The sequence below is a fragment of the Streptomyces anthophorae genome, assembly GCF_049310305.1.
Classification (GTDB): domain Bacteria; phylum Actinomycetota; class Actinomycetes; order Streptomycetales; family Streptomycetaceae; genus Streptomyces.
The window spans coordinates 5,110,040-5,125,175 of sequence record NZ_JBLWQQ010000001.1 but is presented as its reverse complement, the minus strand read 5'-3'; the positions used below and the strand labels follow the sequence as shown (position 1 = coordinate 5,125,175).

The following is a 15,136-nucleotide window of genomic DNA, read 5'->3' as shown; positions in this document are numbered from 1 at the left end:
CCTGTCAGCGGCGCCGGGCCCGGGACCTCCAGGACAGCCCTACGGCTCCAGCACCGGCAACAGCTCCGGCAGATGCCCGTCCGACGCCCGCGCCGCGCGCACCCGCTCCTCCGGGACGGCCCCGTACAGCGTCGTGCGCGGCTTGGCCGGGCGGCCCGCCGCGTCGGCCACCGCGATCAGGTCCTTGACCGACTTGTACGAGCCGTAGGAGGAGCCCGCCATGCGGGAGATGGTCTCCTCCATGAGCGTGCCGCCCAGGTCGTTCGCGCCCGAGCGCAGCATCTCGGCCGCGCCCTCCGTGCCGAGCTTCACCCAGCTCGTCTGGATGTTGGGGATGTGCGGGTGGAGCAGGACGCGCGCCATGGCCGTGACCGCCCGGTTGTCGCGGGTCGTCGGGCCGGGGCGGGCGATGCCCGCGAGGTAGACCGGCGCGTTGGTGTGGATGAACGGGAGCGTCACGAACTCCGTGAAGCCGCCGGTCTCCTGCTGGATCGAGGCCAGGGTGCGCAGGTGGCCGAGCCAGTGGCGGGGCTGGTCCACGTGCCCGTACATCATCGTCGAGGAGGAGCGGATGCCCAGTTCGTGGGCGGTCTTGATGACCTCGATCCAGTCGGCCGCCGGGAGTTTGCCCTTCGTGAGGATCCAGCGGACCTCGTCGTCGAGGATCTCCGCCGCGGTGCCGGGGATCGAGTCGAGGCCCGCCTCCTTGGCCGTGGTGAGCCACTCGCGGATGGACATGCCGGTGCGGCTCGCGCCGTTCACGACCTCCATCGGCGAGAAGGCGTGCACGTGCATGCCGGGCACGCGCTCCTTGACCGCCTTCGCGATGTCGAAGTAGGCCGTGCCGGGCAGGTCCGGGTGGATGCCGCCCTGCATGCAGACCTCGACCGCGCCGACGTCCCAGGCCTGTTGGGCCCGGTCGGCGACCTGGTCGAGGGAGAGCGTGTAGGCGTCGGCGTCCGTGCGGCGCTGGGCGAAGGCGCAGAAGCGGCAGCCGGTGTAGCAGACGTTCGTGAAGTTGATGTTCCGCGTGACGATGTACGTGACGTCGTCGCCGACCACCGACTTGCGGATGTCGTCCGCGATGCCGCAGAGCGCGTCGAGGGCGGGGCCGTCCGCGTGCAGCAGGGCGAGCGCCTCGTCGTCGGTGAGCTTCGTCGGGTCGTCGGCCGCCTGCTTCAGGGCCGCGCGCACGTCGCCGTCGATGCGGGACGGCTCCATGCCGGGGGCCGCCTGCTCGCGCAGCGCCTCCCAGTCGCCGTAGACCACGTCGAAGTCGTCGCGGCGGTCCTTCGTGCGGCCCTCGGTGTCGATGGTGCGGTGCAGGTCGGTGCGGCCCGAAGCCGCCACGTACCCCTCGTCGGGCTCCTGCCAGGGGCGGCCGACGACGGGCGCGTCGGCGACCGCGAGCCCGTCGGCGTCGGACAGCGCCTGCACGTGCGGGAGGAGGCGCGGGTCGAGCCACGGCTCGCCGCGCGTGACGAACTCCGGGTAGACGCACAGCCGTTCCCGCAGCTCGAAGCCGACCTCGGCGGACTGCCGCGCCAGTTCCTTCAGCTTCGGCCACGGCTTCTCCGGGTTCACGTGGTCGATGGTCACCGGGGAGACGCCGCCCCAGTCGTCGATCCCGGCCCCGATGAGGCGCGCGTACTCGCCGTCGACGAGGTTCGGCGGGGCCTGGATGTTCCCCGACGGGCCCATGATGTGCCGGGCGACCGCGACCGTCGCGACCAGGTCGTCGAGTTCGGCGTCCGGCATGCCGCGCATCGCCGTGTCCGGCTTGGCGCGGAAGTTCTGGATGATCAGTTCCTGGATGGCGTGGTACGAGCGGGCGGTGCGGCGCAGCGCGAAGAGGGACTCGGCGCGCTCCTCGTACGTCTCCCCGATGCCGATGAGCAGCCCGCTGGTGAACGGGACGGAGGAGCGGCCCGCGTCCTCCAACACCCGCAGCCGCACGGCCGGTTCCTTGTCGGGCGAGCCGTAGTGCGGCATCCCGGGCTCGGACCAGAGGCGCTCGGCGGTCGTCTCCAGCATCATGCCCATGGAGGGCGCGACGGGCTTGAGCCGCTGGAAGTCGGTCCACGAAAGGACACCCGGGTTGAGGTGCGGCAGCAGCCCCGTCTCCTCCAGGATCCGGATCGAGATGGCCCGCACGTACGCGATGGTGTCGTCGTAGCCGTGCGCGTCGAGCCACTCGCGGGCCTCGGGCCAGCGGTCCTCCGGCTTGTCGCCGAGGGTGATCAGGGCTTCCTTGCAGCCCAGTTCGGCGCCCTTGCGCGCGATGTCGAGAACCTCGTCGGGCGACATGAACATTCCGTGGCCCTCGCGGCGCAGCTTGCCGGGGACCGTCACGAACGTGCAGTAGTGGCACTTGTCACGGCACAGCCGGGTGAGCGGGACGAAAACGCTCTTGCTGTACGTGATGACACCCGGCCGCCCGGCCGCTTCCAGGCCCGCGTCGCGCACGCGGGCGGCGGACGTGGTGAGGTCGGCCAGGTCGTCGCCGCGCGCCTGGAGCAGGACCGCGGCCTCGGCGACGTCGAGAGCGACACCGTCCCTGGCCCGTTTGAGCGCGCGGCGCATCGAGTTGGCAGTGGGCTGGCTCTCCTGTACGGCGTCCTGATCACTCATGAACCGAGCATACGAGCGCCATCCGGACACTTCGAGGGCGCCCGTCGGAGCCCTTCCCTTACACCGCGGTTCACGGCTCAATACGAGGGTTGCACGCGCCACGCCAGCCACCTTTGGGAGCCGCCACATGTGCACTGACGCCGAACACGGAATCGGCAGACGAGCCTTGCTCGTGACCGGCGCCGCGAGCGCGCTTACGCTCGGCACCATGAGCTTCGCCAGCGCCGCCGACGGCTCGACCTCCACGAAGACGCTCAAGGGCACCCTGCCGCCCGGCTCCCCCGACTACGTCTACCTCCCGGTCGACGTCCCCTCGGGAGTACGCGAGATCAAGGTCTCCTACACGTACGAGAAGGCCACCGGGCTCCCCGCCGGCACCCAGAACAACGCCCTGGACATCGGCGTCTTCGACGAGCGCGGCACGGAGCTCGGCGGCGCGGGCTTCCGCGGCTGGTCGGGCGGCGCCCGCACCGAGTTCTTCGTCCGCGCCGACGACGCGACGCCCGGATACATCCCGGGCCCGGTCCGCCCCGGCCGCTGGAACATCGCGCTCGGCCCGTACACGGTGGCGCCGGACGGCCTGCCGTACGAGGTGACGGTGACGCTCACGCACGGGAAGCCGGACCCGACGCCCCGCCCGACGTATCCGCCGCAGCGCGCCCGCGGCCGGGGCCGCGCCTGGTACCGGGGCGACTGCCACCTGCACTCCTGGTACTCGGACGGCCGCCGCACACCCGCCGAGATCGGCGCGCTCGCCCGCGCCGCGGGGCTCGACTTCATCAACACGTCCGACCACAACACGCACTCCGCGCACGCCCACTGGTCGGACGTCGCGGGCGACGACCTCCTGGTGCTGATCGGCGAGGAGATCACCACCCGCAACGGCCACGTGGTCGCCCTCGGCACGGACCCCGGGACGTTCGTCGACTGGCGCTACCGGGCCCGAGACAACCGGTGGGCGAAGTACGCGCAGCAGATCCGGCGCGCGGGCGGCCTCGTCGTCCCCGCCCACCCGCACGCCACGTGCATCGGCTGCGGCTGGAAGTTCGGCTTCGGCGAGGCGGACGCGGTCGAGGTGTGGAACGGCCCGTACACGCCGGACGACGAGGTGTCGCTCGCGGACTGGGACAACACGCTGGTCGCGTACGCCCGTTCCAAGGGCCGCACCGGGTGGCTCCCGGCGATGGGCAACAGCGACGCGCACCGCGACCCGGACCGCGTGGGCGGCCCGCAGACCGTGGTCCTCGCGGACGAGCTGAGCCGCGAGGCGATCCAGGCGGGCATCAAGGCGGGCCACTCGTACGTGGCGGAGTCCTCGTCGGTCGAGCTCACCTTCACGGCGACCGGCGGCAAGGGCGAGGTCGCGGGCATCGGCGAACGCCTCGCGGTGGGCCCCGACACCCCGGTCACGGTGACCCTGAAGGCGAAGGCGCCCTCCGACTGCACCCTGCACATCGTCACGGACCAGGGCACCCTCTTCACGTCCGCGGCGGGCGCGACCTCGGCGACGTGGCGCACGACGGCGTCCTACGCGGCGTACGTGCGGGCGGAGGTCAGGCATGCGCCTTCGGTGCAGCCCCTGCCGGGCGCCCTCGCGGCCTTCACGAACCCGATCTTCCTGGGGACGTGAGACCGCGCCCCCGACTGTGCCTTTCAAGCCCCGCCGCCGATTGAGCTTTTCAAGCCCCGCCGGCGATTGAGGCGCGGGGTCCGGGGCAGAGCCCCGCGGCCGCAACACCGGCGCCGATGCCTACGTCCTGGGGCGCTGCCCCAGACCCCGCTGCTCAATCGCCGCAGGGGCTTGAAAAGCCGCGCCTCAATCGGCGGCGGGCTTGAAAGGATCAGTCGCCGCAGGTGCTTGAAGTGCCTACTCCGCGACGACCAGCACCGGAGTCTCCCGGTTCAGGACCTCGCCGCGGAAGAACGCCGGGCTGCGCCGGCCCATCACCAGCATGATGACCACGCCGACGAGCAGCAGACCCACGCCGATCACGAAGACCGAACCGACCCCGAGGACCGAGGAACCGCTGCCGTACGCCGGGTTCCACATGTCGACGAGGGTCTTCACGAAGACGGCGGACAGCAGGACGCCGCCGAGCAGCGGGAAGAGGCCCTTGAAGGTGAAGTCGCGCGCGGAGTCGCGCAGTTCCGCCTTGAAGTACCAGGCGCAGGCGAAGGCCGTCAGCGCGTAGTAGAAGCAGATCATGAGGCCGAGCGCGTAGATCGTGTCGACGAGGACGTGCTCGGAGACCAGCGTCATGACCGTGTAGAAGACGCCCGTGGCGACGCCCGCCGTGACCGTCGCGCGGCCCGGCGTGCGGAACTTCGGGTGCACGCGCGCGTAAGAGGCCGGCAGCGCCTCGTACGTCGACATGGCGAGGACCGTGCGGGCGACCGGGATGAACGTGGTCTGGAGGCTGGCCGCGGCCGAGGCGAGGACGGCGAGGAACAGGAGGATGCCGAGGCCGGGGCCCATCACCGGTCCCGCGAGCGCCGCGAAGACGTTGTCGGAGGTCTCCGGGTTGGCGAGGCCGAGGCCCTTCTCCCCGGAGCCGACGACCATCTGCGCGGCCACGCCCGTCGCCAGGTAGGAGCCGACCAGGACGACCATCGCGATGAGCGCGGCGCGGCCCGGAGTCCTGTCGCTGCCGATCGTCTCCTCGTTCGCGGTGAGGCAGGTGTCCCAGCCCCAGTACATGAAGATCGACAGGGACAGGCCCGCCGTGAACGCCCCGAAGGACTGCACGGAGAACGGGTTCAGCCACGACCAGGAGAAGTCCACCGAGGTCCCGGCGAAGTCGGCGGAGCCCGCCTTGGCCACCGCCATCGCGACGAAGACGGCGAGCACCACCAGCTGGAGTCCGACCAGCGTGTACTGCACGCCCTTCGTCGCGGTCATGCCCCGGTAGCTGATCGCCGTGGCGGCCGCGATGAGGACGAGGCACGTGACGATGTGGACGGCCTTGTCGTCGTCGAGCGCCGCCACCGATGCGCTGTTGGTGATCTCGCCCGCGAGCAGCCAGAAGTACGAGGTCGCGACCCCGGCGAGGTTCGAGAGCACGATGATCGTCGCGATCACCAGGCCCCAGCCGCACATCCACCCCACGCGCGGCCCGAAGGCCTTCACGGTCCAGGTGAAGGACGTGCCGCAGTCCGGCATGACCTTGTTGAGCTCCCGGTACGCGAAGGCCACGAGCAGCATCGGCAGGAAGCCCGCGAGGAACACGGCCGGCATCTGGAGGCCGACCTCGCCGGCCGTGGAGCCGAGCGTGGAGGTCAGGCAGTAGACCGGGGCGACCGTGGAGACGCCGATGACGGCGCTGCCGAGCAGCCCGACGGAGTTCCCGCCGAGGCCCTTGCCGCCGCCCGCGGTGGTGTCTGCGGCCCGCTCCGTCGAGGGCCCTGCGTCCAACTGAGTCATGAACAGGACGTTAAATCCTGCGGTTTCCACATCTGGCGGTATTTGTCACGACCGAGGCGGCTATCAATCCATGGGGAATCCGGGCAGACACCCGGCGCATCCCAGGGGGATGAGGCCAGTCTACCGGCAGATCGCAGGCCAATGGCCCGGCGTTCGATATTCGGTAATCGAAGCCGGGTCCGTTTTCACCCGATTCAAAATTTTCCCGTGCCTACTGCGTCACGTGCGTCCCGCCGGGCGGCCCCCGCCACGGAAGCGGCCGACGGCGGTGGGCACCGCGTAGATCAGGGCGAGCGTCAGGAGCGCGAGGACCGCCATCAGCGCGGGCGCCCCGGTCGAGATGCAGAGGGCGAGCACGACCGCGGCCCCCAGACCGATCCAGAACACCAGGTGCTCGTGGTCGCTGCCGCCCCGCCGGGACAGCAGGACCGCCCGGTAGATCAGCACGACGACGGCGACGCCGTCGATCAGCCCGAGGACGCTGGGGACCTTCAGCAGCGCGGCGAACCCCGCGGGCACCAGCCACAGGAGACCGAGCAGCGGCCGCCCCGGCAGTCCTGGGCCCCCGTCGTGCCGCTCGGCGGTCCCGCGCGGCGCGGGCCCCGACGAGGGCCGCGGCGTCCCGGCCGGGTGCGGCTGCTGCCCGTACGCGGGCCAGGCCGGGGCCGTCGGCTGCTGAGCGAAGTGCGCGCCACCGGGCGGCGTCGAGGGCGGAGTCGAGTACGGGGCCGGGGCCGGGGGCGGCGTCGAAGGCGGCGGCGGGGACGCGGGACCGGCTCCCGGCACCCGCGTGGCCGCGTCGTGGAAGTCTCCGCCGCTCGGCCCGAACACGCCGCCCGCGTCCGGCCGCGTGGACCCGGGCCCTGCCCCTGGCCCGTGCATCACCGTGTCGGCCCGTGCCTCCAGGTTGAGCAGCTGCCCGGACTTGCGGGCGATCAGCGAGATGACCTGCCCGGGCAGCCACGCGTCACCCGTCGCATCGTGCGTGCGCGCCCGGGCCACGAGCTGCCCCACGTCGGGCCGCCGCTCCGGCTCCGGGTCGAGGCACTGCCGGATGAGGTCCCGCAGCTCGTCCCCCACGCCCGGGAGCTGCGGGTCGAGGCTGCCCCGGTGCGGCTGGACGCCGGTGGCGGCGAAGGCGAGCGTGAGCCCGTAGCTGTAGACGTCCGTGGCGGCGGTCACCCGCTCGCCGTACGCCTGCTCCGGCGACATGTAGGCCGGGGTCCCGATCCGGGCCCCGGTCGAGGTCAGCCCCGCCGAGGAGAGCCCCGCGTCGAGCGCGGCGTGCACGATCCCGAAGTCGATGAGGCGCGGCCCGTCGGCGGACAGCAGCACGTTGGACGGCTTGAGGTCGCGGTGCACGAGCTTCGCGCGGTGCACGTGCTCCAGGGTCTGCGCGAGATCGGCGGCGAGCCGCCACAGCGATTCGGCGGGCAGCGGCCCGAACCGGTCGACCGCGTCCTGGAGGGAGGGCCCCGACACGTACTCCGACGCGTACCAGGGGTGCTGCTCGTCGAGGCCCGTGTCGACGACCGGCACCGTGCCCGGCGCGCCGACCCTGCGGACGACGTCCGCCTCGCGCCGGAAGCGTTCACGGAAGCCCGGCTGCGCCGCCATGTCGGAGTGGATGAACTTCAGCGCGACGTTCCGGCCGCCCGTGTTGCGGGCCAGGTAGACCCGCCCCATGCCGCCTTCACCGATCCGCCCGAGCACCCGGTACGTGCCGACCGTGCGCGGGTCCCGCGCCTCCAGCGCCTCCATGGAACCCCCGGTTCCGACGTAGTGACCATCTACAACTGCGCATTTTCACATGCCCAGTTGTAGACACGCAGAAAGGAGGTGCGTGGGTTCCGTGGGACTGGTGATGCAGTCGGGACCCGCCCGTACGCGGCGCGGCGCGGCCTAGCCGGGCCAGACGATCGACTGCCACTCGCTGTACGCGTGCAGAGCGTACGAACCGACGTCCCGGCCGACTCCGCTCTTCTTGAAGCCGCCGAACGGCGCCTCCATGTTCCGCCCGATGGTGTTCACGCCGACGCCGCCGGCCCGCAGCCGCCGCGCGACCCGGAAGGCCCGCGCGACATCGCCCGACCACACGTAGTCGATGAGGCCGTAGTCGGAGTCGTTGGCGAGGGCGACCGCCTCGTCCTCGTCCCCGTCGAACGGCACCACCGCGACGACGGGCCCGAAGATCTCCTCCCGGACGACCCGCATGTCGTTGGTGCAGTCGGCGAGCAGCGTGGGCGCGACGTAGAACCCCTGCTCAAGAGCGGGCCGCTCGCCACCGGCGAGGACCGTCGCACCTTCCTTGCGTCCCAACTCGACATAGGACTCGACCCGCTCGCGGTGTGCCGCCGAGATGACGGGCCCGACGACGGTCCCCTTCGCGCGCGGGTCGCCGACCTTCATGTAGCCGATGTACGCGGTCAGCTTGGCGACGAACTCGTCGTAGACGGACCGGTGCACGATCGCCCGCGTCGGGGCCGTGCAGATCTGCCCGCTGTAGAAGGCGTACGTCGTCCCGATCCCGGCGACCGCCGAGTCCAGGTCGGCGTCGTCGAGGACGACCGCGGCGCCCTTGCCGCCCAGCTCCATCAGCTGCCGCTTCATGGACCGGCCGCACACCTCGCCGATGCGCTGACCGACGGCGGTGGAACCGGTGAAGCTGACCATGTCGACGTCGGGCGAATCGACGGCGGCCTCGCCGACACCGACCTCGGTCCCGCTCACGACGTTCACGACACCGGGCGGCGCCCCCGCCTCCTCCAGCGCGGCCGCCATCCGGAAGACGGACAGCGGATCCTGCGGCGCGGGCTTCACGACGACGGTGTTGCCCATGGCGAGCGCGGGGGCCACCTTGCCCGCCGGGTTGGCCCACGGGTTGTTGTACGAGGTGATGCAGGTGACGACGCCGACCGGCTGCCGCACGGCGAGCGCGCCCGTCACGCCCGCCCTGCCCATCGGCCCGGCCTCGTTGATCTGCGGCGTCATCGCCTCCTCGACCGGTTCAAGGGCGCCCTTCGCGTACCGCCGGAACCGCGCGACGCCGACGCCGACCTGCATGCCGCGCGCGGTCCCGGTCGTCGCCCCGCTCTCGGCCTGCGCGAGTTCGGCGTTGGCGGCGAAGTCCCGCTGCATGAGGTCGGCGGCCCGGTCGAGGATCGCGGCCCGCTCCTCCGGCTTCGTGCGCGACCAGGCTTCGAAGGCGTCGCGGGCCGCGCGCGCGGCGTCGTACACCTGCTGCCGGGAGGCCTCGGGGGCGTGCCCGACGACGTCCTCGCTCGCCGGATCGACGACGTCGTAGTGCCCGGCCCCGGGCTCGACCCACTCACCGCCGATGAACAGCCGCTGGGATTCGCTCACTTGGTGCTCACCGTCCGGGTGTCGGCGCCCGACCGCAGCACCTTGCCCGGCACCGCACCACTCACGACATCGCCGCGCATGGCCTCAACACCATTGACCCATACGGCGGTTATCCCGATGGCCTTCGAGTCGAGCCGCGGGCTGTCGCCGGGCAGATCGTGCACGAGGGTCGCCTTCCCGGCGTCGATGGTCTCGGGATCGAACAGCACCAGATCGGCGTGCCACCCCTCCTGGATCCGCCCCCGCTCCCGCAGCCCGAACAGCTGCGCAGGATCATCGGTGAGCATCTTGACGGCCTGCTCCAGGCCCAGCAGCCTCCGCCCCCGCAGACAGTCCCCGATGAACCGGGTCGTGTACGGCGCCCCGCACATCCGGTCCAGGTGCGCGCCCGCGTCGGACCCGCCGAGCATGACGTCCTCGTGGTTCCAGGTCTCGGCCCGCAGCGCCCAGGAGTCGGGGTCGTTGTCGGTCGGCATCGGCCACAGCACGGTCCGCAGACGGTCGTTGGCGCAGATCTCGACCAGGCACTCGAAGGGCTCCTGCCCCCGCTCGGCGGCGATGTCCCGCACCACGCGCCCGCTCAGGCCCTCGTTGGCCTCGGAGTACGTGTCCCCGATGACGTACCGCCCGAAGTTGGCGAGCCGCCGGAAGACGCCGGCCTCCTTGCTGTCGGCGCGCCGCAGCATCTCGCCGCGCACGTCCGGGTCCCGCAGCTTGGCGATCCGTTCATCGACCGGCAGTCCGAGGATGTCACCCCACCCGGGAATCAGGTTGAGCGCGCAGAACGTCCCGAGGGACATGTTCATCGGCGTCAGGATCGGCATCGTCAGGGCGACGATCCGGCCGCCGGACTTCCGGGCCCGCTCGCTCGCCTCCAGCTGCCGCGGCACCCGCTCGGGCACGGCGGCGTCGATGGTGAGCACGTTCCAGTTGAGCGGCCGCCCGGCAGCAGCCGTCATGTCCACGAACAACTCGATCTCGTCATCGCTGAACTGGTCGAGGCACCCGGCGACGATGGCCTCGATCTGCGTCCCCTCGTGCTCGCCGACCGCCTCGCTGAGCGCGATCAGCTCGGCGGGCTTCGCGTGCCGGGAGGCGACGGGTTCGCCGTCCCCGTCGGAGTGCGAGGACGACTGGGTGGTGGAGAGCCCCCAGGCCCCGGCGTCCATGGCGTCCTTCAACAGCCCGACCATCCGGTCGAGTTGCTCAGGCGTCGGCTGCCCGCCGACGGCGTCCGTCCCCATCACATACCGCCGCAGCGCACAGTGCCCCACCATGAACCCGGCGTTGACGGCGATCCGCCCGTCGAGCGCGCCCAGGTACTCCCCGAACGAATTCCACGTCCACGGAGCGCCCTCCTCCAGGGCGACCAGCGACATCCCCTCCACCCTGGACATCATCCGCCGCGTGTAGTCGGCGTCACCGGGCTGCTCCGGGTTCAACGGGGCAAGCGTGAAGCCACAGTTGCCACCGGCCACGGTGGTCACACCGTGATTGAGCGAGGGCGTGGCGTACGGGTCCCAGAACAGCTGGGCGTCGTAGTGCGTGTGCGGATCGACGAACCCGGGCGCGAGCACGAGCCCCGAGGCGTCCTCGGCACTCCGCGCCTCCTCGGCGACCTTCCCGGGCTCGGCGACGACGGCGATCCGCCCGCCCCGAATCCCGACATCGGCAATAAAGGCAGGCGCACCGGTCCCGTCGACAACGGTGGCGCCCTTGATGAGGTGGTCGAGCATACGAGTCCGTCTCCCTTCACACTTCAATTCCCTGCGGCCCCGGGCCCCGCACCTCAAGCCCCTGCGGCGATTGAGCAGCGGGGTCCGGGGCAGCGCCCCGATCTTTTGAAGCCCCGCCGGCGATTGAGGCGCGGGGCCCGGGGCAGCGCCCCGCGACGTCAACCACCCCACCCGCACCGCCCGAAGGGCCCCGGCCTCCGTCCGGGAGGGGAAGCCGGGGCCGGCCCAACCGGACTACACAGCCGACCGGAACCTGGTCGTCCGATGCACCGGATCCGTATCGATCTTCGGAATCACGTGCTCCCCGATCAGCTTGATCGAGTTCAACGTGTCCTCGTGCGACACCCCGATGGGCAGCCCGAACGACAACTGGTCCGCCCCCGCCTGCTCCCACCGCTTGCACTGCTGGAGCACCTCGTCCGGATCACCGCAGATCATCAGCTCCTCGGCGATGAGCAGCTCGATGATCTCCTCGGAGTAGTCCGGAAGCAGTTCGGGCCACTCGGGAATCCCCTCGGGCCGCGGGAACGTGTCGTGGTACCGGAACAGCAGCGACTGGAGGTAGTTGAGCCCGCCGCCGACGGCTATCTGCACCGCCTTCTCGTGCGTCTCGGCACAGATCGCCGTGGACGTCACCATGACGTTGTCGTTGACGAAGTCACCGATGGGGTCCGGGTCCTGGATGGCCGTCTTGTACTGCTCGAGGACCCACTCCATGTCGGAGACCTTCTGCACGCTGAACCCGAGAACACCGAGCCCCTTCTTCGCCGCCATCGCGTACGAGGGCGGGGACCCGGCCGCGTACCACATGCCGGGGTGGGACTTCCCGTACGGCTTGGGCAGCACCTTGCGGGGCGGCAGCTCCCAGTGCTTGCCCTTGAACCCGACGTACTCGTCCTGGAGCCACATCTTCGGGAACTCGCGGATGGTCTCTTCCCAGATCTCCTTGGTGTAGTTCATGTCGGTGACCCCCGGCATGAACCCAAGAATCTCGTGGCTTCCCGCACCACGGCCGCTGCCGAACTCGAACCGCCCCTCGCTGAGGTGGTCGAGCATGGCGACCTTCTCCGCGACCTTCACCGGGTGGTTGACCGGCGCCAGCGGATTGAAGATGCCGGACCCCAGATGAATCCGGTCCGTCGCGTGCGCGAGGTACCCCAGGAAGACATCGTTCGCGGAAAGGTGCGAGTACTCCTCCAGGAAGTGGTGCTCGGACGCCCAGGCGTACTTGAAGCCGGACTTGTCCGCCTGGATGACGTACTCGGTCTCGTTCATGAGCGCGCGGTGCTCGGCCGTCGGGTCCGTCAGCGCCTGCTTGCCCAAGTATCCCTGTACAAAGAGCCCGAATTCCAAGGAGGTTCACCGTCCTCGTCAGTTTCTGACGCATCGTCAGATTGGTTGGATCGACTGTTCCACTGCGGTGGTTGAGCGTCAATACCTGACGCAGCGTCAGATACGGTCAGAGGACGCTGACGCCCGCCAGCCACCCGCCGTCCACGACGAACGGCTGGCCCGTGATGTACGCCGAGTCCTCCTCGGCGCTGAGGAAGAGCGCGAGCCGCGCGACCTCCTCCGGCTTTCCGACCCGGCCGAGCGGCACCAGCTTCCGGTACAGCTCGTCGAGGGCCTGCGCGGCCTCCTCGGTGTTCGCCTCGGGGTCGAGCTGGGAGGGATTGCTCATGGCGGTGTCGATGGCGCCGGGGCAGACGGCGTTGACCCGGATCCTCTGCGCGGCCAGCTCGAGCGCGGCGACGCGGGTGAGCCCCACGATGGCGTGCTTGGTGGCGGTGTACGCGCCGACGTACGCCATCCCCGTCACCCCGGTGTACGAGGAGGTGTTGACGATCGAGCCACCTCCCGCCGCGCCGATCTCGGGGGCCACGGTCTTGATCCCCAGGAACGCGCCCACCTGATTGACCTGGATGATCTGCTGGAACTCGTCGAGGGGCGTCGAGACCAGCTCGTTGAACCGCAGGATTCCCGCGTTGTTGACGAGCCCGTCGATCTTCCCGAAGGCGGCCTTCGCGGCGCCGACGGCGGCGACCCAGTCCTCCTCCTTGCTCACGTCCAGGTGCACGTAGAGGGCGTTGCCGTTGCCGAGGTCCTTGGCGACGGCCTCGCCCTGGTCGTCGAGCACGTCGGCGACGACGACCTTCGCGCCTTCCGAGGCGAACAGCCGCGCCTCCTGCTCCCCCTGTCCGCGCGCCGCACCGGTGATGAGGACCACGCGTCCGTCGAGCTTGCCCATACGTCGAACCCCTTGCCTTGTCGGTCAGTTGAGGTCGTTCAGGTGCGGAGCGACTTCGACGGCGAACGCCGCCATCTGGTCGGTGAGTTCCTTGCGCGTCCGGCTGCGGAACCGGATCTGGATCTGCTGCACGCCCATCGCGGCGTAGGCCCGCAGCGACTCGGCGATCGCCTCGCCCGGGCCGGTCAGGGTGCGGCGCCCGACGTCCCAGGCCGCCTCGCCCAGGTAGAGCGGTTCGGTGATGGCGCCCACGGTGAGCGGCGTCTCGATCCCGGCCTCGGCGCGCAGCCGCCGCAGCTTCTCGATCTGCGCCGGGAGCCGGTCCCTGGGGTCGCCCTGCGGCAGCCAGCCGTCGCCCTTGAGCGCGGCGCGGCGCACGGCGGGGGCGGAGGAGCCGCCGACCCAGATCGGCACGTGCCGCTGGGCGGGCCGGGGCCGCTGCCCGAGCCCCTCGAACCGGAACAGTTCCCCCTTGTGCACGGGGAACTCCTCCGGCCCGAGCGCGGCCTTGAGCGCATCGACACTCTCGTCGAGCACGGCGCCGCGTTTGGCGAAGTCGACGCCGAGCGCCTCGAACTCCTCCTGTACGTGCCCGGCCCCGACGCCGAGGACGAGCCGCCCGCCGCTGAGGTGGTCGAGCGTCGCGTACTGCTTGGCGGTGACGAGCGGATGCCGGAGGCCGACGATCGCGACGTGACTGAGCAGCCGTACGCGTTCGGTGACGCCCGCCAGGAAGGAAAGCGTGGCGACGGGGTCGTACCAGGTCGTCGACATGGCGTCGGCGAGCCGGCGCGGGATGGCGACGTGGTCGCAGCTCGCGATGTAGTCGAACCCGCTCCGGTCGGCGGTGCGGGCGATCTCGGCGAGATCCTCGACACCCGCGCCCGCCTCCCACGGTTCGGCGTAGACGGTGCTCTGGGACTGGACCGGGAGTTGCATTCCGTACGCGAGCGACACCACGAGACCCCCTGCCGATCGGTTTCTGACGGACCGTCACATCCTCACGCCTGACAGATCGTCAGGCAAGCCCCTGCACCGCCCCTACGCCTCGGGGCTCCGCCCCGGCCCCCGCGCCTCAATCGCCGGCGGGGCTCAATGACGCCCACCCACCCCCGGCCCCTGATCCCGCCACCCACCGCCGAGCCTGAACTTCACCCACTCACCACAGGGCCTTGCTCTCACCCACCCACTCCAGGGCCCGGACTTCGCCCACCCACCGCAGGGACCTGATTTGCCCACCCACCCCAGGGACTGGACTTTGCCCACTCACCACAGGGCCTTGCTTTCACCCGCCCCCCAGGGACTGGACTTCGCTCACCCACCGCAGGGACCTGATTGCCCACCGGCACAGGGACTGGACTTTGCCCACCCAGCCCAGGGGCTGGACTTCACCCACTCACCGCAGGGCTTGCTTTCGCCCACCCACCCCAGGGCCCGAACTCCGCCCACTCACCGCAGGGTTGCTTTTACCCACCGGCCCCAAGGGCTGGACTTTGCCCGCCCGCCGCAGGGGCTTGCTTTCGCCCACTCACCCCAGGGCCCGAACTTCGCCCGCTCATCGCAGGGCTTGCTTTTGCCCACTGCCCCCAAGGGCTGGACTTTGCCCGCCTGCCGCAGGGGCTTGCTTCTCAAGCCCCTGCGGCGATTGAGCAGCGGGGTCCGGGGCAGCGCCCCGATCTTTTGAGCCCAGCCGGCGATCGAGGCACGGGGGCCGGAGCTCAACCCGGACCTCTCAAG

At 70.9% G+C, this 15,136-nt stretch carries 9 protein-coding genes; 1 reads left to right on the top strand and 8 read right to left on the bottom strand.

Features of this window, described 5'->3' with window-relative positions:
- Window positions 1–39: 39 nt before the first annotated feature.
- Window positions 40–2,631, bottom strand: a complete 2,592-nt coding sequence (locus tag ACNYS0_RS23330; RefSeq protein WP_422476424.1) for a bifunctional FO biosynthesis protein CofGH — start codon at window positions 2,629–2,631, stop codon at window positions 40–42.
- A 127-nt stretch (window positions 2,632–2,758) separates the two neighbouring features.
- On the opposite strand from ACNYS0_RS23330, the gene ACNYS0_RS23325 reads away from it, so the two are divergent.
- Window positions 2,759–4,261 (top strand): CehA/McbA family metallohydrolase, encoded by a 1,503-nt coding sequence (locus ACNYS0_RS23325; RefSeq protein WP_422476423.1) that lies wholly within the window; start codon window positions 2,759–2,761, stop codon window positions 4,259–4,261.
- Between the two features lie 237 nt (window positions 4,262–4,498).
- On the opposite strand, the gene ACNYS0_RS23320 is transcribed toward ACNYS0_RS23325, so the two are convergent.
- The 7 genes from ACNYS0_RS23320 to ACNYS0_RS23290 all read right to left on the bottom strand — a co-directional run bounded on the left by ACNYS0_RS23320 (window position 4,499) and on the right by ACNYS0_RS23290 (window position 14,338).
- Window positions 4,499–6,052, bottom strand: a complete 1,554-nt coding sequence (locus ACNYS0_RS23320; RefSeq protein ID WP_422476422.1) for an APC family permease — start codon at window positions 6,050–6,052, stop codon at window positions 4,499–4,501.
- A gap of 219 nt (window positions 6,053–6,271) precedes the next feature.
- Window positions 6,272–7,813, bottom strand: a complete 1,542-nt coding sequence (locus ACNYS0_RS23315) for a serine/threonine-protein kinase (protein ID WP_422476421.1) — start codon at window positions 7,811–7,813, stop codon at window positions 6,272–6,274.
- A gap of 141 nt (window positions 7,814–7,954) precedes the next feature.
- Window positions 7,955–9,415, bottom strand: a complete 1,461-nt coding sequence (locus ACNYS0_RS23310) for an aldehyde dehydrogenase family protein (RefSeq protein ID WP_422476420.1) — start codon at window positions 9,413–9,415, stop codon at window positions 7,955–7,957.
- Window positions 9,412–11,151, bottom strand: coding sequence for an N-acyl-D-amino-acid deacylase family protein (locus ACNYS0_RS23305; RefSeq protein ID WP_422476419.1), 1,740 nt, complete (start codon window positions 11,149–11,151; stop codon window positions 9,412–9,414). The genes ACNYS0_RS23310 and ACNYS0_RS23305 overlap by 4 nt, the downstream gene beginning before the upstream one ends.
- Window positions 11,152–11,385: 234 nt before the next feature.
- Window positions 11,386–12,504: an LLM class flavin-dependent oxidoreductase gene (locus ACNYS0_RS23300; protein ID WP_385760854.1), complete on the bottom strand. Its 1,119-nt coding sequence runs from the start codon at window positions 12,502–12,504 to the stop codon at window positions 11,386–11,388.
- Between the two features lie 106 nt (window positions 12,505–12,610).
- On the bottom strand, window positions 12,611–13,399 hold the full coding sequence (locus ACNYS0_RS23295) for an SDR family NAD(P)-dependent oxidoreductase (protein WP_422476418.1): 789 nt from the start codon (window positions 13,397–13,399) through the stop codon (window positions 12,611–12,613).
- Between the two features lie 24 nt (window positions 13,400–13,423).
- A complete protein-coding gene (locus tag ACNYS0_RS23290) occupies window positions 13,424–14,338 on the bottom strand; it encodes an LLM class F420-dependent oxidoreductase (protein ID WP_422482760.1) in 915 nt (304 codons plus the stop codon).
- Window positions 14,339–15,136: the final 798 nt, after the last annotated feature.

Coding starts and splice junctions, on each gene's coding strand:
- ACNYS0_RS23330 (WP_422476424.1), bottom strand. CDS start 2,631: ATGAGTGATCAGGACGCCGTACAGGAGAGCCAGCCCACTGCCAACTCG.
- ACNYS0_RS23325 (WP_422476423.1), top strand. CDS start 2,759: ATGTGCACTGACGCCGAACACGGAATCGGCAGACGAGCCTTGCTCGTG.
- ACNYS0_RS23320 (WP_422476422.1), bottom strand. CDS start 6,052: ATGACTCAGTTGGACGCAGGGCCCTCGACGGAGCGGGCCGCAGACACC.
- ACNYS0_RS23315 (WP_422476421.1), bottom strand. CDS start 7,813: ATGGAGGCGCTGGAGGCGCGGGACCCGCGCACGGTCGGCACGTACCGG.
- ACNYS0_RS23305 (WP_422476419.1), bottom strand. CDS start 11,151: ATGCTCGACCACCTCATCAAGGGCGCCACCGTTGTCGACGGGACCGGT.
- ACNYS0_RS23295 (WP_422476418.1), bottom strand. CDS start 13,399: ATGGGCAAGCTCGACGGACGCGTGGTCCTCATCACCGGTGCGGCGCGC.
- ACNYS0_RS23290 (WP_422482760.1), bottom strand. CDS start 14,338: ATGCAACTCCCGGTCCAGTCCCAGAGCACCGTCTACGCCGAACCGTGG.